This window comes from Flavobacterium sp. B183 (genome assembly GCF_023539155.1).
GTDB lineage: Bacteria > Bacteroidota > Bacteroidia > Flavobacteriales > Flavobacteriaceae > Flavobacterium > Flavobacterium tructae.
The window spans coordinates 849839-869652 of sequence record NZ_CP097434.1; the positions used below are offsets into that span (position 1 = coordinate 849839).

Here is a 19814-nt window from a genome sequence, read left to right on the forward strand (position 1 = left end):
AGATCTGTCAAATATAAATTTATTGAGTTAGCTATCTGGCCCAAACCACCTTAAAGACTGTAATTCAGTTAATTAAAAAAAAAAATTATTCAAAAATAAGTAAGCATATCAACTAAATCACCGGGTCTTGACGTTGTATTTCTGTAACTGATTAAACAAAAAATGCAATACAACATAATCTACTCAACGAAAAACACTTATAAAAAGCAAAATCATGTAGAAAAAAATTATGTTACTTATGATAGCAGTAAAATGTTTCTATTTCACACAAATTTAACACTGTTTTTCTTAGCAAAAATACAAGGGTCAATAACTGCTATATAATTAGTTATATATGGTCGATTGACGTAATAAGTGTACTTCTGTAAAAATTTCATAAAGTTTTCCTTTATCTAGTCCTCAAATAAGGTTACCTATTTTTACACTTTGGCGCGAACCTATTTCAAAACAATACCATACACTTCTCCTATAATTTTGTTTTGTATATATTGAAAGTCATATTAAATTAAATTCAACTAAAAAAACAAACTGCAATAATATCCTTATAGATTTCACCTAAGAAAGTCTCCATTTTTTTAAAACACATAATATCTTAAAATGCATATATTTGTTAACCATTAAAAGCCCCAAACTTTTAATACAACAAAATTCACAACTCATGAAAAAAGTTTACCTACTTATTGCTTTAATTTCATTTTCTGTCTTTTCGCAGAAAAAATTCGACAACATTAAATCCGAAAAGCTCGGAGAAGAAAGAAGAATAACCATTGGACTTCCGGAATCTTACGAAGCCAATCCCGATAAAAAATATCCTGTTTTATACCTACTGGATGGCGATTATCTATTCGATCCTTTTTCCGGCGCTATAAGTTATGGTACGTATTGGGGAGACTTACCTGAGATAATCATTATTGGTGTCCATCAAAACAAAAACGACGAACGCGAGGACGATACTACTATTGATCAAAATACCGGACTGCCATTTGAAAAAGGAGCCAACTTTTTTGAATTTGTGGGAGCTGAATTAGTTCCTTATATTGAGAAAAAATACCGCACCTCGCCTTTCAGGATTATTGCCGGTCATGATGTAACCGCCAGTTTCATTAATTTTTACCTTTACAAAGAGCAGCCTCTTTTTAATGCTTACATTGCTTTTAGTCCTGAACTGGCAAATAAAATGGAAATTAGAGTACCTGAGAAACTTGCCAAAGTTACAGAACCTGTATTTTATTACCTTTCTGCAGCCGATGGTGACAATAAAAAACTCAAAGAACCTATCGAAAAATTAGACAGCAATATAAAAATTGCCAATAATCCGCTTGTAAGTTACAAATACGATTTATTCAAAGGCACCACTCACTATACTCAGGTTTTACATGCAATCCCTAGTGCCTTATATCAAATTTTTGATGTTTACAAGCCTATTAATTCCTTCGAATACAACAATAAAATTGCTGTTTTGGAAACGGGATATGCTGATTATTTAGAAAACAAATACAATACGATGTCTAAAGTTCTGGGAGTTCAGATTCCAGTGAGAATAAGTGATTTCAAAGTAATTGAAAATCTTATTTTAAAAAAGAACGCTTATGATGAATTAGGCAAAATGGCCGAAATTGGAAACGTAAACTATCCAAAAGCCATGCTGGGAGAATATGAATTAGGATTGATGTATGAAAAAATGGGAGATCCTAAAAGAGCTTCTAAAAAATACCAAAATGCTTCTCAAATGGAACCAATAGGTGATTTGAATAAAGATTTGATGTACGAGAAAATGGATCAGATGAATGCATTAGCAAAAACCACCAAATAATGTCAAAAGTTAAAACTTCCTTTTTTTGCCAAAACTGCGGAACTCAATATGCCAAATGGCAAGGGCAATGTAATGCCTGTAAAGAATGGAATACTATTGCTGAAGAAATTATCCAGAAGCAGGAAAAGGTAGCCTGGAAAAGCGAACCTACTTCAAACGGTAAAGCGCCGCGTCCTTTAAAAATTAACGAAATTGATTCGGCACAGGAAATTCGAATGAATACTACTGATGGTGAATTAAACCGTGTTTTGGGAGGCGGAATTGTCCCGGGATCCTTAACGCTTTTAGGAGGTGAGCCGGGGATTGGAAAAAGTACGCTTTTGCTCCAAATTTCACTTAAATTACCGTACAAAACCTTATACGTTTCCGGCGAGGAAAGTCAGAAGCAAATCAAAATGCGCGCGGAGAGAATCACTCCTAACAGTGACAATTGCTACATTTTAACGGAAACTAAAACACAGAATATCTTCAAACAAATTGAAGCCATACAGCCTGAAATTGTAATTATCGATTCGATTCAGACTTTACATACCGATTATATTGAATCTACTGCAGGAAGTATTTCTCAAATCCGAGAAACCACTGCGGAACTCATCAAATTTGCAAAAGAAACTAATATTCCGGTTATCCTGATCGGACATATCACCAAAGACGGAAATATTGCCGGACCTAAGATCCTCGAACATATGGTCGATACGGTTTTACAGTTTGAAGGCGATCGCAATCATGTGTACCGAATTTTACGTTCGTTAAAAAACCGTTTTGGCTCCACTGCCGAACTTGGAATTTACGAAATGCTGGGCAGTGGTTTACGCGAAGTATCCAATCCTTCCGAAATTTTAATCTCCCATAAAGACGAAGAATTATCAGGAACAGCAATTGCGACCACACTTGAAGGCATGCGTCCTTTGATGATCGAAATACAATCCTTAGTTAGTACCGCAGTTTACGGAACTCCGCAACGAAGCACAACGGGTTACAATGCCAAAAGACTGAACATGATTCTGGCGGTTCTCGAAAAAAGAGCCGGATTTCGTTTAGGGGCCAAAGATGTCTTTTTAAATGTTACAGGTGGAATTTCTGTTGATGATCCTGCGATTGATTTAGCTGTTGTTGCTGCAATTTTATCTTCCAATGAAGACATTCCGGTAACCAAAGGATTCTGTTTTGCCGGAGAGGTTGGACTTTCAGGTGAAATCCGTCCGGTAAATCGTGTTGACCAGCGTATTCAGGAAGCTGAAAAACTTGGATTCACCACTATCTTTGTATCCAAATACAATAAAATTGCGTTAAAAAATATAGGAATCAAAATTGAATTGGTGGCTAAAATCGAAGATGTGGCCAGTATTCTTTTTGGATAATTCGTTTTTTCGCCACGAACTACACTAATTAAACACGAACTTTTATTTAAATTTATAGCAAATTCAAATTTGTTCGTGTTAATCTAATTCGAGAAATCAGCGGCAAAAAAACTTTTCATTTTGCGAATAAGCGCAATTTTTATGAAATTAACTTTATGAAATTCCCAAAACAAAAAATATACAAAGGACTCCTAATACTTGCATCAGTATTGATAGTACTTTTTTTAGGATTTTACTTTTTTCGCGATTCACTTCTGAAGCAAGCTATCGCTAAAGTAACCCACAAAATGAATACGGAATACAACAGTACATTTTCTGTAAAATCAGCCTCATTTGACGGTTTGTCCGGTATAAAACTGACCAACGTGATTCTGGTTCCTAAAAATGCCGATACTCTTTGCCATATTCAAAAAATAGAAACCAGTATCAGTCTTGCCAATTTATTGATTGGTGATGTTCAAATTGGAACTTTAAAAGTCAACAACGGCTACATTCAACTGGTTAAAAAAGGAAGTATTCGCAATTTTGATGCTTTCTTAAAAAAAGACAAATCAGATTCAGACAAAAACGAAAAACGCAAATACGCTTCCTTTGCTTATCGCATCATTTCGAAACTATTAAATCTGGTTCCGACCGATATGAAGCTTGAGAATTTGAATTTCAGAATTGACGACAATGGCAAAAAAACGTCTGTAGCGATTAACAAACTGATTTTAGACAACAAACAGCTCGAAACCAACCTTCATGTTCAAAGCAAAGATTTTGATCAGCGCTGGAACATCAAAGGTTTTGCCGATCCGAGAAATAAAAAAGCTGACATTCGTTTTTTTAACCTGGATACCGGAGCCATTCGTGTTCCGTACTTAGACGAACGCTACAACTTAAAAGCGAGCTTTGATTCGATTCGCCTGAATGTTCAGAATATTGAAAAAGATGGCAGCGAATTACATCTTGACGGTTATACGTCTATCACTAATTTAAAAATCAATCATCCGAAAATTGCCAGCAAAGATGTTGTGATCAAAAATGCCCGTTTTGATTATCGTTTCTTACTGGGAGATAGTTTTATTTCGATCGACAGCACTTCGACCATGCAGTTGAATAAAATCAAACTGCATCCTTATGTTTCTTATGACACTGAGAAGGATACCGTTTATACTTTAAAAGTAAACATTCCGAAAATGCAGGCACAAGATTTTATTGTTTCTCTGCCCGAAGGTTTGTTTACCCATTTTGAAGGTATGGAAGCTGCCGGAAGTTTTGACTACAAGCTCGATTTTAAATTCAATAAAAACAAACCGAATGCTTTGGTTTTTGATAGTAAACTCAATAAAGAAGGTTTGAAAATCACGAAATACGGCGAAGCAGATCTTAACAAGCTGAATGGAGAGTTTGTTTATCGCGCTATTATTCAGAATGTGCTGCAACGCCCGGTTTTGGTGGGGAATGCAAACCCTAACTATACGCCTTTAGATCAAATTTCACCTTATTTACGAAAATGTGTTCTGACGACTGAGGATCCGTCGTTCTTTTCGCATCGTGGTTTTATCAATGAAGCTTTTAAACAATCCATCTTAAAAAACATCAGAACCAAAAAATTCTCACGCGGCGCAAGTACCATTAGCATGCAGCTGATTAAAAATGTTTTCCTGACCAGAGAAAAAACGCTTTCACGCAAACTTGAAGAAATTTTACTGGTTTACATTTTAGAGAACAATCGCGTTGTAAGCAAAGAAAGAATGCTGGAAGTTTATTTCAACATTATCGAATGGGGACCTAATGTGTACGGGATTGGGGAAGCAAGTCATTTTTACTTCCAGAAAAGCCCCGCTAATTTGAATGTTGATGAATGTCTGTACTTAGCGACAATTATTCCGAAACCCCGAAAATTCATGTATCAATTTAATGATCAAGGCAATTTAAGGGATTACGCATTGAAAAATCAAAAATTCCTGAAGAATTTAATGTTCCGAAGAGGTTTGTTGGTTCCTGAAGATACGCTTGGACAATTACCCGTTTACATTTCGGGAAATGCGCGTTCGCTGATAAGAATTAAAGCTCCAGATTCTACAGCGGTAAAGAATGATTCTTTAGCGATTGAAGACGAATTTGACCTGTAAAACACGGATTTCACGGATTGGCACTAATTTTAGGCTTGAAATCGCTTATCCTCTACATAAAAATTCCACAAACTAACACGAGTTCAATCCGTGTTAATTTGTGGAATTTGTGTTTAATTTAGTAGTACTAATTAAGGAGCCGGATCAGGAATTATGGCCTGAACAGCATTAATTTCGGCTATAATTTCTTCTGACAACACTACATCGATCGTATCAATATTTTCTTTTAGCTGCTCCATAGTTGTGGCACCAATAATAGCGCTTGTTAAAAATGGCTGCTGTAACACAAATCCCATCGCTAATTGAGTTAAGGTTAAACCATGTTTAATCGCGATTTCCTGATATAACTTTGTGGCCTGTGTACTTTGTGCACTGTTGTAACGTGTATATTGCGGAAAAAGATTAATTCTGGCATTTGGATGCGCTTCTCCGGTTAAAAATTTACCCGTCAAAACTCCAAAGGCTAAAGGAGAATAAGCCAACAATCCCACATTTTCATACTTTGAAACTTCGGCAGAACCTACTTCAAAAAGACGATTCAGCAAACTGTACGGATTTTGAACTGTTTTAATTCTTGGAAGGTTTTGGTATTTGCTTTCTTCTAAAAAGCGCATCATTCCCCAGGCATTTTCATTCGAAACTCCAATATGTTTTATTTTACCTTCTTTAATTAAGCCGTCAAATGTTTCTAGTACTTCTCTGAAGTTGTCTTCCCAAACATCGTCGTGACCGTTAAAAGCACGTTGTCCAAAACAATTGGTTTTTCGCTCCGGCCAATGCATCTGATACAAATCGATATAATCGGTTTGCAGACGTCTTAAACTGTTCTCTAAAGCATATTTGATGCTCGCTGGTGAGAAATCACCTTTTTCACGCATGTACGTGAACGCAGGATTCGGACCAGCAATTTTGGTAGCCAATACCACTTTGTCACGATTTCCCGATTTCTTAAACCAGGTTCCTATAATTTTCTCTGTACTTCCGTAAGTTTCTTCACGTGCGGGAACGGAATACATTTCGGCTGTGTCAAAAAAATTAACGCCTCTCTCCAATGCGTAATCCATTTGCTGATGCCCTTCGGCTTCTGTATTCTGTTGCCCGAAAGTCATCGTTCCGAGATTGATTTTACTAACTTTTATGTCGGTATGGGGTAAAATGGTGTATTTCATTTCTTCTTAAGGCTCTAAGTTACTAAGGAGCTGAGTTGCTAAGATTTTAAGCTTTCAGCATCCAACTATTAAAACTCAAAGATACGAAGCGATTCTTCAAATGAAAATCTCTCAAAAGTTAAAAAAAAGATAAGGTTAGATTTTACCTTTTGCCACCTGCAACACCCCAATTGTTACAAGTCATAAACCAGACATTCCTTTTAAAAGAATGTATAAGAATAGTCTCTATAAATTTACTTGCTCGCAGCAACATACAATTGCTCTGAACAACAATTGTCCTATAAATTTTTAACCCCTAAACCCCAAACAAAATGAAAAAAATTATTCTGGGAATTCTGACCTTCTCGGTTTTTGCCTGTTCAACTGAAGAAAACACTAAAACACCTCCAGAACAAGTAAAAGAAGAAATAAAAGAAGAAATAAAACAAGATCCGGTAGTATCAGTACCACCTAAGTATTGTGAATCGGCAGGGATTATAACTAGTGAAGAGCGATTAGATAAAGTCGTTTTTGGCAGTATCAACAATGCTTCAACAGGCAAAGGAGGTTATGAAGATTTCACTAACATATCTGGCAATTTCGCATTAGGTTCAAGCAATACTATTTCACTTACACCTGGTCTTTACAGTCAATATGGAAAAGATGGCTTTGGCGTACAATTTTTTGTCTACATCGATTACAATCAAGATGGCGACTTCACTGATCCGGGAGAAACAGTCTGGAAAAGTAAACAAGGTACCGATCCGGTAAACGGAACAATTACCATCCCCTCCACAGCATCGCTAGGTTCTACCAGAATGAGGATTGAGATGAGAAGTATATTATCTCTGCCCGGTACACCTGTTACCGACCCGCCTTTTGGAACCGGTTGTGGAACTTTTCAGTATGGACAGGTCGAAGATTATACCGTAAACATTAAAACTAAATTGTAAACAATTAAAAAAGGTTCAAAGTAAAACTTTGAACCTTTTTTTTTAATCTTAGAGACTTAGCCCCTTAGAACCTTAGCGTCTTAATTTATACTATTAAGCATCTCCGCAATCTCGTCCAATCTTGGTGTTAAAATGATCTCGATACGACGGTTTTTTGCTTTTCCTTCCGGAGTAGCATTGCTTGCCAGAGGAGAAAATTCGCTACGGCCTGCTGCCGTTAATTTTTGCTTATTGATTTTAGTATTTTCACTTAGAATGTTCACAATGGCAGTGGCTCTTTTGGTAGACAAATCCCAGTTGTTGGCAATCGGTCCTGAACCTGCGTAAGGATCATCATCAGTATGTCCTTCAATTAAAACCGAAAGATCGGGATTATCCCCTAACACTTTTCCAAGTTCCACTACAGCTTTTCTACCTTCGGTACCAACGGCCCAGCTACCTGAATTAAAGAGCAGTTTGTTTTCCATCGAAACATATACTTTTCCGTTTTTCTGTTCTACCGTCAGCCCTTTGCCTTCAAAACCGTTTAATGCTTTCGACAGCGTCTCTTTCAATTTACGCATTGCTTCTTCTTTTGCTGCGATCATTGCTTCTAGTTCGTTCAGACGATTTGCTGTTTTATCCAAACGAGCCTGTTCATCGGCCAATTTTTTAGATTTCGCTTCCAGTTGTGCCAAAAGTTCACGATTTTTAGCCATATTACTTTCTAAAGCATCGTTGCTGTTTTTCTCCAAGGCATTATAAGAATCCTGAAGTACTTTGTATTTTTTCTGTTGAGCAGCCAGATCTGCTTTTTGTTTTTCAAGATCCGTTTTAGTTGCATTTAGATCTTTTGTTAAAGCGTCACGATCCAGTTCTAACTGATTTTTTGATTTCTGCAAACTCTCGTTTTCATCCGTAATAGATCGATTTTCTTTTTTCAGATCCGAATATTTGGTTTCAAGATCGTTGTAAATTTTCTTGGATACACATGAGGTCATAGACATTGCTACAACCAGTAATCCGACAGAGGCCTTTTTAATCATTTTTTGTTTTATTTGGAGGGTATTAATAATCGTATAATGTAAAAACTCTATACCAATGACAATGTCAATGTTTAAATTTAAACGGTAATTCATTCAACAATAACAATACCACTTTTACTCTATTTCGACTAAAACAGGACAATGGTCTGAATGAACGGCATCCGGAAGAATTACTGCTCTTTTTAACCTATGCTCCATAACATTACTCACCAGATTGTAATCGATACGCCAGCCTTTGTTGTTTCCTCGGGCTCCTGCACGGTAACTCCACCAGGAATAATGATGCGGTTCTTTATTAAAATGACGGAAACTATCAATAAAACCTGACTTCATGAATGCGTCAAGCCAGGCACGTTCTGCAGGTAAAAATCCTGAAACCGTTTTATTTCGAACCGGATCGTGAATATCAATCGCTTCATGACAAATGTTGTAATCACCACAAATAATCAGATTCGGAATCATTAATTTCAATTCGTTAATATAAGTTTGAAAATCGTCCATAAACATAAATTTATGATCCAGTCTTTCAATACTAGTTCCTGAAGGCAGGTACAAACTCATTACAGAACAATCATCAAAATCGGCACGAAGGTTACGCCCTTCAAAATCCATATGCTGAATTCCGGTTCCATAAACCACATTATTAGGTTTTGTTTTAGACAGGATAGCAACGCCACTATATCCTTTTTTAGTTGCTGGATAATAATATTGATAGGGATAACCGGCAGCGGTGATATCCTCAACCGGAATTTGCTCTTCTGTAGCTTTTATTTCCTGAAGACAAATCACATCTGGATTAGCTTGTTGCAGCCATTCAATAAAACCTTTGGTTATTGCGGCACGTATTCCGTTTACATTATAAGAAATAATTTTCATCAGTGTTTTTTTTAGGATTTCAAATGTAATAAAAAAGTGGAAAGTTTGCATTTGAAACAGCGAAAAGTAGAGTTTTTTGTTATCTTTGTTCGCTGCTCTTAATAAATTAAAAATAGTACATGGGTTTAGTTACCGCGAAAGAAGTTGCAAAAGCGATAAATGTTGATAAGTACGGAGTTTTGGGTACTTTTTCGGGCTGGCTTCTTATGAAAGTCCTTAAAATATCTACTCTAAATAAAATTTACGATCACAATAAACATTTAGAGGATGTTGCATTTCTAAACGGGATTTTGGATGAGATGGAAATCAAATTTGAAATTCCCGAAGAAGATTTAAAACGTTTACCGAAAGATGGTGCTTATATTACCATTTCAAATCACCCTCTGGGGGGAATTGATGGTATTTTACTTTTAAAATTAATGCTTGAAAGAGAGCCTAATTTTAAAATCATTGCCAACTTTTTATTACATAGAATTGTTCCGCTTAAAAAATACATCATGCCTGTTAATCCTTTTGAAAATCATAAGGATGCCAAATCAAGTGTGGTGGGGATTAAAGAAACCTTACGCCATTTAAGTGACGGGAAACCGTTGGGAATTTTCCCTGCCGGGGAAGTTTCGACTTACAAGGATGGAAAATTAGTTGTGGATAAACCTTGGGAAGAAGGTGCTTTGAAGTTAATCCGAAAAGCCAAAGTCCCGGTAATCCCTATTTATTTCCATGCCAAAAACAGTAAGTTGTTTTATTGGCTATCTAAGATTGACGATACTTTGCGTACAGCAAAATTACCTTCGGAGCTGCTTACGCAAAAAGACCGTGTGATTAAAGTTCGTATCGGAAAACCAATCTCGGTGAACGAACAAAATGAAATCGAATCATTTGAAGAATATTCAGAATTTTTAAGAAAGAAAACCTATATGCTGGCTAATCCTTTTGAGAAAGACAGCAAATTATTAGACACCGCAAGCTTAAAGATTCCGAAAGCACCTAAAAAAATTGCAACTCCGGCAAATGAGTCAAAAATGATTGACGAGGTTTGTGCGTTAAGAAACAGTGACTGCAGGTTGTTGCAGAGTAAAAACTACGAAGTATTTTTTGCGCGTGCAAAATCAATTCCGAATATCTTACACGAAATTGGTCGTTTACGTGAAATTACTTTCCGTGAAGTGGGCGAAGGAACCAACGAATCTATTGACTTAGACGAATACGACCAGTATTATCACCATATGTTTTTGTGGGATGATGACACCAAAAAAATAGCTGGTGCTTATCGCATGGGATTAGGTTCTGAAATCTATCCAAAACATGGTATTGAAGGTTTTTATCTGACTGATCTTTTCAGGTTTGAACCGGAATTGCATGATATGATGCATAAATCAATCGAAATGGGACGTGCTTTTATCATCAAAGAATATCAACAAAAACCAATGCCTTTGTTCTTGTTGTGGAAAGGAATTATTCATACCACCTTACGTTATCCGGAACATAAATATTTGCTTGGTGGTGTAAGTATCAGCAATCAATTTTCTGACTTCTCTAAATCGTTAATGATTGAGTTTATGAAGTCTAACTATTACGACCCGTATATCGCACAGTATATTCACCCTAAGAAGGCTTATAAAGTAAAACTTAAAGATGCTGATAAAGATTTTATCTTTGACGAAGCCGAGTCTGACTTGAACAAGTTCGATAAGATTATTGATGAACTGGAACCAGGAAATTTACGTTTGCCTGTTTTGATCAAAAAATACATCAAGCAAAATGCCCGTGTAGTCGCCTTTAATGTTGATCCCTTGTTCAATAATGCTGTAGACGGTTTAATGTACATTAGAATAGCAGATATTCCCGAAAGTACCATGAAACCTGTTATTGAAGAATTTCAGATAGAATTAGAACGCAAATTATCAGAGAAAGAAGATTAATTGCATCATCATACAAACAAAAAATCCCATCTTAAAATGGGATTTTTTTATGCTTTAAAACGACTTAAAACCAGCCTTTCTGTCCAACCTGATAGGTTTGATAAAATTCTTCGTCTGATCTCGTGAGATAGATTATTCCTTCGATCACTCCTATTATACCACCTATTCCGAAAATAAATCCGAGAATAAGCTGAATAACGCCTTCTTTATTGTATCCTAAATAAAACTTATGAATACCCAGCGCACCTAATAAAATTGCCAGGATTCCCGCAACTACTTTTTTATTCTCCTCCCGATGAACCGGAGGATTGTTCCAATGTTCTGTTTTACTGTTTTCCATTTTTATAGTGATTTTTAGTTATTCTAAATTCAACGTTATGTAGATGGAATTCTTAGACTTAAAACCAGATAGACTGATGCAAAATATCATCAAAAGAGCTTTCTCTGATAAATAGAACCAATCGTATCAAATGATAAAAGCCTAAAAAATAAGCCATGTTGTAAGCTAATTTCCTATTGTACAGTAGCCCTGAAAAATATTCTTTTTTAGTAATAATTTCAGTAGTCAGTATAATTATAGTGAGCCAACAAAATACAATTACAAACGGGCCCAGAATATGGTAACTAAGCGATTTGTAGATGTCGCCTTCGTAAAAATAAACTAATGATTTAGTAATTCCGCAACCCGGACAAGGGAAACCGGTTACCATTTTAAAAGGACAAAACGACTGATCTGTCTCCAGATGGTCGTTATGGTTGTCGAGCATTAAAAAAAACGGAATTATCAGTGTAATTGCTGCACCGATAATTCCGTAAATTTTACGTTTTATTCTACTATTATTTGTATAATCTGTTGATATCACCTTGTACAATCATTGCTGCTGCCATAGGAAAAAAGAACCCTAAAACAATTAATAAAGTTGACTGGTCTTTTTGAAGCTCTCCAGTTCTTTGATAAACTTTTGGCAACGCTTCTTTTCCAGCTAAATAATAAAAATAAATATTTACCGGCATACAGCATCCTGCGAAGATTGCAACTGGCTGAGAGATTACCTCTTTTCCTGCTACGGCATTAAAAACCTCAGATACTTTAATATTCCAATAAATCAAGTACAATCCGCAAGTTAAAAAACTAAAAAGCAACACCATTATTGGATCTACTTTGAATACCGGAATTTGGTCATTAAAATTATTTGACGTTTCTTTAAAATCGTTTTCCATTTTTTACTAGTTAAAATTAATTGGTTATGTCCTACTCTTGGGATTTTCGGTTACTCCTTATTTAGAAACAATATTATTAAAAAATAACTTTAAAAACTAATTATAACCCAAAAACTCTACAGAAAAAACTCGTTATTTAATTGTAAAAAGGAAGTTAAATTTGAATCTCACTCTATAAAACTAGGTATGAAAGACCGCTTTAATCTTGTCAGCTATCACCTGAGCCAGTCGTTCATGACTTTCAAATGTCCAACCGGCAATATGGGGTGTCAGTAAAACATTTTTAGACTCCATTAAATATCGCAAGGCTTCCGGTGTACTTTCTTCCTGAAACAAGGTTTCGAAAGATAATTTCTCATACTCCAAAACATCAAGGCCCGCGCCTAAAACCTTTTTAGTTTTCATCGCCTCTACTAAATCTGCTGTGACAATGTTTTTACCGCGTGAGGTATTTATAATCCAAAAGGGTTTTGAAAAAGCATTTATAAAACTTTGATCCACCATTTTATCCGTTTCAGGAGTCCACGGAAGATGAAGACTCAGAACATCACTTTTTTGCTGTAGCTCAGCTAATGACACCTGTCTCGCATTTTGATCTCCTAAATTATCCAGAATATCGTAACACAACACTTCTGTCTCGAAGCCGCGAAGTTTTTTCGCAAATGCTTTTCCCATATTTCCATAACCAATGATCCCCACTGTTTTACCATCCAATTCATGACCGCGGTTGCTTTCCCGATTCCAATGTCCTGATTTCACTTCGGCATCTGCCTGATTGAGATTATTAAACAAGGACAAAATCACTCCCAGCGAATGTTCTGCAACGGCATTGCGATTTCCTTCCGGCGCGGCAATTAAATGAATCCCTTTTGTTTCGGCATACTCACAGTCAATACTTTCCAGGCCAGCCCCTACACGAGCAATAAATTTTAAGTTAGTCGCCTGATCTAAAAAGGTCTTGTCAATTTTAAAACGGCTTCGGATCACAATTCCGTTGTAGTTGGCAATTTTCGCTTCAATTTCTTCTTTAGAAGATTTAAAATCTGCGTGGTTTTCAAAACCTGCATCTTCCAATTGTTGCCATAAAACCGGATGATTGCTATCAATATGAAGAATTTTTATACTCATTGTATGCTATTTTTATAAAACAAAAATACAGCTTATTCTTTATTTAAATTTTCTGTTTCGACTATTAGCCTTCGAAGTTCAGCGAGGTGTAAAGAAAAATAGCCTTAAAAAATTTAACTGTGTAGATTTCCGGTTTCCCGGAAAGGACCTTAACCTCTGAATTCAAAACAGTTACAAAACAAAGTTCTCTATATCTTAACATTAACGAGTTGTTTAATTTCATACATTTATACATAGATTTTTACTTCAGAGGACAACTCGCCCCATTTTGCTACATGACATATTGAATTTTAAATTAACGATTCTATTTTAATCAATTAAACAACAGTAATTATGGCAACAAAAGATTTAACCATTATTTTAGTTCACGGTGCTTGGGGAGATGGTTCACATTGGCAACATGTAATTCCAGGACTAGTAAAAGAAGGGTATAAAGTACGAAGCGTTCAAAACCCTTTGACTTCTTTACAAGATGATATAAATAAAACTCAGGATTTAATTGATGCTCAGGAAGGAAAAGTACTTCTGGTAGGACATTCTTATGGAGGAGCAGTAATTTCGGGTGCCGGACATCATGATAAAGTGGTGGGCTTAGTTTACATTGCAGCATTTGCTCCTGATGCAGGAGATAGTCTGGGAGCTCTTTTAGGCCGCAGGCCAGGATCGGGCGGAGCCAGTATTTATCCTGACCCAAAAGGTTTTTTATGGATTAAGTACGATGAGTTTCATGATGCATTTGCTCAGGATTTAGACCATAAAGAAACACTGGTCTTATCACTGGCTCAAAAACCGATACACGGACAATGTTTTGGAGACATCGCAGGTGAACCGGCATGGAAAAACAAACCAAGCTGGTACCAGATTTCTAACTTCGACAATATGATTCCACCGGAAACAGAAAAAGAAATGGCAGAGCGAATAAACCCCAAAAAAATCATTCGCCTCGACGCAGGACATGCCTCGCTCGCATCACACCCCAAAGAAGTGACAGCCTTAATTTTAGAAGCAGCTGCTACATTCTAAAAAACACTCCGAACCGCTAATTATTAGCGGTTTTTTTATTTAATACCGCAACCGCATCCCGTAACGCGATACACCTGAATTTTTTATTCGTTCATTTTTTTTTAACTTTGAAAATATATGCCTCCTAAAAATCCCTTCTAAATTCACTGAACTTTTATAAAAATGAAATTAACAAAAACTTTTAAAGCCTTCTTCAACAATGAAAAATCAGGGGGACTACTCCTGCTTTTTGTCACCATCATATCGCTTTATCTTGCCAATTCATCTTATCAAACGGAATATATTGCTTTCTGGGAAAAAGATCTCAACGGGCATTCGATCACTCACTGGATTAATGATGGTTTAATGGCTATTTTCTTTTTGTTAATTGGCTTAGAATTAGAAAGGGAGATTTATCACGGTGAATTGTCCAATATTAAAAATGCCTCTTTACCTATCATGGCAGCCTTGGGCGGAATGTTAGTTCCTGCCGGTATTTTTCTGATTTTAAATTTTGGAACAGCAACTCAAAACGGAGCAGGAATCCCAATGGCAACCGACATCGCTTTTGCCATCGGAATCTTATCTCTTTTAGGAAAAAAAGTTCCTTCGTCGCTAAAAGTTTTTTTAACTGCATTAGCTGTTATAGATGACTTGGGAGCCATAATCGTTATTGCCATATTCTATACAACCTCAATCGCATTTGTAAATCTTGCAATTGCGTTGGGAATCTGGGTTTTCTTGTTTGTTTTAAATCGTTTGAAAGTTCACAACCTTATCCCCTATCTTATCGGAGGTGTTGTAATGTGGTATTTCATGTTAAACTCAGGTGTTCATGCTACCATCACAGGAGTAATTCTGGCTTTTGTAATTCCGTTTGGAAATGGCGATGAAAATTCTGTCTCTTATAAATTGCAGCATTTTCTACACAAACCGGTTGCCTTTTTCATTCTGCCTTTGTTTGCTGTTGCTAATACCTGTATCGCTATTCAGTCCGATTGGCATGAAGGATTGAATCACCCTAATACATTTGGAATTGTACTTGGGCTTGTAGTAGGCAAACCTTTGGGAATTTTACTTTTCTCGGCTATTGGTGTAAGTCTTGGATTGTGCAGCTTGCCTAAAAACTTAAAATGGGCTCATATACTAGGTGCCGGAATGCTAGGCGGAATTGGTTTTACCATGTCTATCTTCATCACTATTCTGGCTTTTAAAGATCCTGAAATTATTGTTTTCTCCAAGATCGCTATTCTAATTGCCTCAGTGCTTTCGGGACTTTTTGGATTAGTTTATTTGAAATATACTTTATCAAAGAAAAAAAAGGCTTAGTCTTTTAAAAGGAAATCAATCAAGGAAATCGTTACAAAATAAAAAATCCCAAATTCCAACTTTTACTAAATTGGAATTTGGAATTTTCAATATTGGAATTTCCTTATCCTAACCCTTAATTTGCTTCAAAGAGGTCTTGATTCCTTTTATTAAAGACGAACTGAAACCATTGTGCTCCATTTCATTCAAACCTACAATTGTACAGCCCTGAGGCGTCGTTACGCGATCGATTAATTGTTCCGGATGTACTTGTTCCTCCAATAACATTTTTGCAGCTCCTTTGACCGTTTGAGCAGCGATGGCCAAAGCGGTATTAGAATCAAATCCAATTTCGATTCCGGCCTGCATAGAAGCACGAATATATCTTAAAGCATAAGCTGTTCCGCATGCACCAAGAACGGTTGCTGCATCCATTAATTTTTCGTCAATTACCGGAGCAGTCCCCAAATCCTGAAATAAATCAACAATTGGTAATGCTTTTTCTCTGTCTTGTTCAGGAAAAGAAATACAGGTTGCCGATTCACCAAACTGTGCAGCAATATTGGGCATAATTCTAACTACTGCAAATTCATTATTGGTTTTAGACTGAAGCATGTCCAGAGACAATCCGCTTACGGCCGAGGCAATTGTTTTTCCTTTAATAACAGGTAAAATCTCTGCTAAAACAACGTCTACCTGATAGGGTTTTATGGTTAAAATAACCACATCAGCTTCCTGAATAGTATGTTTATTATCTGATGAAACTGTAATTCCGTACTCTGATAAATACTGAATACTGCTCGTGTTTCTTCTTGTAACGGTAACCTGGTTATTTTTAGAGAATTTAGCAATTCCCAAGGCAATAGAAACCCCGAGGTTTCCGCCCCCTATAATGTGTACTTTCATTGCTTTTATTTGGCTGGTTAATAGCGAATTATTCGGTTACAAATTACGCCGATTTTAGAGATCAATAATCACTCTTATCTACTAATTTGTTGCAAAAACTTAAAATCCAAGAATAAGTTTGGCTACTCCGAAGTAGAGCATAATACCAAATACGTCATTGGTTGTGGTGATAAAGGGCCCCGTTGCAATAGCAGGATCGATTTTATTTTTATGTAAAAACAACGGCACTAAAGTTCCCAGAGTCGCTGCAAACAAAATTACTACAATCATCGAAATTGAAATGGCCATTCCTACCAGGTACTGTTGGTACATAATGGAATGATATCCCAGTAAAAGCAACGAAATAATAGTTCCCGAAATCATCGAAACGGTTATCTCCTTGCTAAAGTATCCTCTGCTGAATTCTTTTAGTGTTCCGTTTGCCAAACCCTGCACAACGATTGCCGAAGCCTGAACTCCAATGTTACCTGCTGTCGCAGAAAGCAACGGTACAAAAATAATCAGAGTTGAATATTTCTGAAAAGTGGCTTCGTTACCCTTTAGTACAAATGATGCAACAATTTCGATTACCATCCCAATTAAAAGCCATGGCAAACGTGCCTTGGTTAGCTCCAAAACACTATCGTTTGATTCAACGTCTTGTGTAATACCCGCTGCCAACTGATAATCTTTATCGGCTTCATCCTTAATTACGTCTACGATATCATCAATCGTAATTCTTCCTACCAAACGGCCTAACTCGTCAACCACCGGAATTGCCTCTAAATCGTATTTCTGCATGATACGGGCCACTTCAACATCTTCGGTATCAACATTTACAAAATTTAACTTTCTGATGTAAATATCTCCGATCTGTGTTTTGGTTGAAGTGGTCAATAAATCTTTAAGAGACAGTCTGCCTTTCAAACGATTCTCATCGTCAACGACATAAATTGAATGTACTCTGGAAACATTCTCGGCCTGAATACGCATTTCTTTGACACAGGTAAGAACATTCCAGTTTTCATTAACTTTCACCAGCTCTTTCCCCATCAAACCTCCGGCAGTATTCTCGTCGTAACGCAATAATTCGACAATGTCTTTTGCGTGTTCAACGTCATTTAACTCAGAGATTACCTCTGCTTTAATGTCCTGCGAAAGTTCGGCGATAATATCCGCCGCATCATTGGTTTCAAGCTCATCAAGCTCTTCTGCAATCTCTTTAGGCGACAGGCGGCTTAAGATGTTTTCACGAAGATCATCTTCTAATTCCAGAAGAATCTCGGCCGTTTTATCACTATCTAAAACCTTAAAAATATAGGTTGCATCATCGAAATCCAGCTCGTCCAGAATTTCGGCTATATCAGCATGGTGCAAATCATTAAGTAAAATTTCAAGTTCCTTGTCATTTTTCTTAACAATGTGCTCTTCTAATTGTTGGATTAAGTCTTTGCTAACTTTGAACTCCATCGGCTTCTATTTTTTGAGTCAGTTCAATAAATTCTTCTACGCTAAGCTGTTCAGGACGTTTATCAAAGATAGTGTCTTCTCGCAACTTATCAGTTAAATTTAATGTTTTCAAACTGTTACGTAATGTTTTTCGTCTTTGCTGAAAAGCCGTTTTCACCACTGTGAAAAACAATTTTTCTCCGCATGGAAGACTATAATCTTCCTTTCGGGTCATTCTCATCACACCCGACTTCACCTTGGGCGGAGGAATAAAGACATTTTCATCTACTGTAAACAGGTACTCTGTAGTATAGAAAGCCTGAGCTAGAACGGATAAGATTCCGTAAGCCTTTGATCCTTTTTTCTCGCAGATTCGTTCTGCCACTTCTTTTTGAAACATCCCCGAAAATTCCGGAATCTGATGTTTAAATTCTAAAGTTCTAAAAACAATCTGTGTTGAAATATTGTAAGGGAAGTTTCCGATAATAGCGAATTGCTTGTTCTCGTAAACCTCATTAATATTGTACTTCAGGAAATCCTGAGAAATAATGTTATCTTTTAATTTTGGATAATTTTCACCTAAATACGCCACCGATTCTGTGTCGATCTCGATCACGTGTGTATTAATTGGTTTGTCAAGCAAATACTTAGTCAACACACCCATCCCCGGCCCTATTTCTAAAACCTCATCATATCCGTTCAGACTTAAGGTATCTGCAATTGCTTTGGCGATACTTTCATCTTTTAAAAAGTGTTGTCCTAAATGTTTTTTAGCTTTTACTTTTTCCATTCTCTTTTCTAGATTCTTAGATTGTCAGACTACTTAGATCGTTAGATTATCGAATAATCTAACAATCAAATCATCTACTTCTTATTTATTTCACGAAGCTGCTGAATATCGAGTAAATCTTTAGCTCTGTTCGCTTTAATCTTACTTGTAATCAGGTCTTCCAGTGATAAATTCATCAATGTTTTGATTCCACAATTTTGACATCCAATTTTGGTTTAATCACAATGAGAAAATTATCTTTATTCTTATCCTCTTTATTCTTAATCGGAAACCTGCTTACCTGTTCCATCAAACGAAAAAAAGCGTAAACTCTTTCGGTTTTAGACAACTTCAGAAAATCTTCCTGTTGCTGTTTGTTGCTTTCTTCTTTTGTTTGAAACCGAATCTCCATCTTTTATTAGATTGTTAGACTGTTTAGATTGTTGGATTATTAGATGTTTCGAATAATCCAACAATCTAACTATCCTCCTTTTAATGTTCCGAAATCACTTCCAGCTCTGTCCTGAAAGAAAGCATTTTATCAGCGAATAATTCCAAAGCTTCTCTATGAAATGCCGGTTCGTCTTCGACATAATAACGCTCTAACGTTTCTTTGCTGTCTGTAACATATTGAACGGAATAAGTAATTCCACCCATTTCTTCCTCAATCATCACCCTGACAATTCTTGCCGAAGAAAACTTTTGTGTGGCCAGAATTTCCGGTATGTGTTTCTCTTGCATCCACTTTAACCATTGCTCCTGAACGCTCTCGTGTATATTGGTAGTAACGTTGTAAATAATCATTCTTCTTCCTAGATTGTTAGACTTCTTAGA

General features: G+C 36.4%; 18 protein-coding genes. 7 read left to right on the plus strand and 11 right to left on the minus strand.

Features of this window, described 5'->3' with window-relative positions; translation table 11 throughout:
• The first annotated feature begins 658 nt into the window (after positions 1–658).
• The 3 genes from M4I44_RS03830 to M4I44_RS03840 all read left to right on the plus strand — a co-directional run bounded on the left by M4I44_RS03830 (position 659) and on the right by M4I44_RS03840 (position 5294).
• Positions 659–1813 carry an alpha/beta hydrolase gene (locus M4I44_RS03830; RefSeq protein ID WP_249966562.1) on the plus strand — a complete coding sequence of 385 codons (1155 nt, stop codon included), beginning with the start codon at positions 659–661 and terminating at the stop codon, positions 1811–1813.
• Positions 1813–3174, plus strand: coding sequence for a DNA repair protein RadA (gene radA / locus M4I44_RS03835; RefSeq protein ID WP_017495918.1), 1362 nt, complete (start codon positions 1813–1815; stop codon positions 3172–3174). Before M4I44_RS03830 ends, radA begins: the two co-directional genes overlap by 1 nt.
• 155 nt (positions 3175–3329) lie before the next feature.
• Positions 3330–5294 (plus strand): transglycosylase domain-containing protein, encoded by a 1965-nt coding sequence (locus M4I44_RS03840; protein WP_017495917.1) that lies wholly within the window; start codon positions 3330–3332, stop codon positions 5292–5294.
• A 131-nt stretch (positions 5295–5425) separates the two neighbouring features.
• Here the strand turns inward: M4I44_RS03840 and M4I44_RS03845 are convergent, their stop codons facing one another.
• The gene (locus M4I44_RS03845) at positions 5426–6463 is read right to left on the minus strand and encodes an NADP(H)-dependent aldo-keto reductase (RefSeq protein WP_249966563.1); all 1038 of its coding nucleotides are present in this window, start codon (positions 6461–6463) and stop codon (positions 5426–5428) included.
• A gap of 311 nt (positions 6464–6774) precedes the next feature.
• Between M4I44_RS03845 and M4I44_RS03850 the strand changes: the two genes are divergently transcribed.
• Entirely contained in the window at positions 6775–7395 is a 621-nt protein-coding gene (locus M4I44_RS03850) for a GEVED domain-containing protein (RefSeq protein WP_249966564.1), read from the plus strand.
• A gap of 80 nt (positions 7396–7475) precedes the next feature.
• Here M4I44_RS03850 and M4I44_RS03855 read toward each other — a convergent pair whose 3' ends face one another.
• Together M4I44_RS03855 and M4I44_RS03860 are read right to left on the minus strand one after the other, a co-directional pair.
• On the minus strand, positions 7476–8420 hold the full coding sequence (locus M4I44_RS03855; protein WP_026109927.1) for an OmpA family protein: 945 nt from the start codon (positions 8418–8420) through the stop codon (positions 7476–7478).
• Between the two features lie 114 nt (positions 8421–8534).
• A complete protein-coding gene (locus M4I44_RS03860; RefSeq protein ID WP_249966565.1) occupies positions 8535–9296 on the minus strand; it encodes an exodeoxyribonuclease III in 762 nt (253 codons plus the stop codon).
• 119 nt (positions 9297–9415) lie between these two features.
• On the opposite strand from M4I44_RS03860, the gene M4I44_RS03865 reads away from it, so the two are divergent.
• Positions 9416–11218, plus strand: coding sequence for a lysophospholipid acyltransferase family protein (locus M4I44_RS03865; protein WP_070906348.1), 1803 nt, complete (start codon positions 9416–9418; stop codon positions 11216–11218).
• Positions 11219–11282: 64 nt separating this feature from the next.
• Here the strand turns inward: M4I44_RS03865 and M4I44_RS03870 are convergent, their stop codons facing one another.
• The 4 genes from M4I44_RS03870 to M4I44_RS03885 form a co-directional block, all read right to left on the minus strand.
• Positions 11283–11558 carry a TM2 domain-containing protein gene (locus M4I44_RS03870; RefSeq protein ID WP_017495912.1) on the minus strand — a complete coding sequence of 92 codons (276 nt, stop codon included), beginning with the start codon at positions 11556–11558 and terminating at the stop codon, positions 11283–11285.
• Between the two features lie 58 nt (positions 11559–11616).
• Positions 11617–12081, minus strand: coding sequence for a DUF2752 domain-containing protein (locus M4I44_RS03875; protein ID WP_017495911.1), 465 nt, complete (start codon positions 12079–12081; stop codon positions 11617–11619).
• Entirely contained in the window at positions 12056–12439 is a 384-nt protein-coding gene (locus tag M4I44_RS03880; RefSeq protein WP_017495910.1) for a DUF4234 domain-containing protein, read from the minus strand. Before M4I44_RS03880 ends, M4I44_RS03875 begins: the two co-directional genes overlap by 26 nt.
• A 180-nt stretch (positions 12440–12619) precedes the next feature.
• The gene (locus tag M4I44_RS03885) at positions 12620–13567 is read right to left on the minus strand and encodes a 2-hydroxyacid dehydrogenase (RefSeq protein ID WP_249966566.1); all 948 of its coding nucleotides are present in this window, start codon (positions 13565–13567) and stop codon (positions 12620–12622) included.
• Between the two features lie 333 nt (positions 13568–13900).
• Between M4I44_RS03885 and M4I44_RS03890 the strand changes: the two genes are divergently transcribed.
• Together M4I44_RS03890 and nhaA are read left to right on the plus strand one after the other, a co-directional pair.
• A complete protein-coding gene (locus M4I44_RS03890) occupies positions 13901–14590 on the plus strand; it encodes an alpha/beta hydrolase (RefSeq protein ID WP_017495908.1) in 690 nt (229 codons plus the stop codon).
• Between the two features lie 162 nt (positions 14591–14752).
• Positions 14753–15898, plus strand: coding sequence for a Na+/H+ antiporter NhaA (gene nhaA / locus M4I44_RS03895; protein WP_249966567.1), 1146 nt, complete (start codon positions 14753–14755; stop codon positions 15896–15898).
• A gap of 108 nt (positions 15899–16006) precedes the next feature.
• Here nhaA and proC read toward each other — a convergent pair whose 3' ends face one another.
• The 4 genes from proC to M4I44_RS03915 form a co-directional block, all read right to left on the minus strand.
• A complete protein-coding gene (gene proC / locus M4I44_RS03900; protein WP_089076047.1) occupies positions 16007–16783 on the minus strand; it encodes a pyrroline-5-carboxylate reductase in 777 nt (258 codons plus the stop codon).
• A gap of 99 nt (positions 16784–16882) precedes the next feature.
• Positions 16883–18232, minus strand: a complete 1350-nt coding sequence (gene mgtE, locus M4I44_RS03905) for a magnesium transporter (protein WP_070906343.1) — start codon at positions 18230–18232, stop codon at positions 16883–16885.
• A complete protein-coding gene (gene rsmA, locus M4I44_RS03910; RefSeq protein ID WP_017495904.1) occupies positions 18216–19001 on the minus strand; it encodes a 16S rRNA (adenine(1518)-N(6)/adenine(1519)-N(6))-dimethyltransferase RsmA in 786 nt (261 codons plus the stop codon). The genes mgtE and rsmA overlap by 17 nt, the downstream gene beginning before the upstream one ends.
• A gap of 471 nt (positions 19002–19472) precedes the next feature.
• On the minus strand, positions 19473–19784 hold the full coding sequence (locus M4I44_RS03915; RefSeq protein WP_017495902.1) for a DUF4286 family protein: 312 nt from the start codon (positions 19782–19784) through the stop codon (positions 19473–19475).
• Positions 19785–19814: the final 30 nt, after the last annotated feature.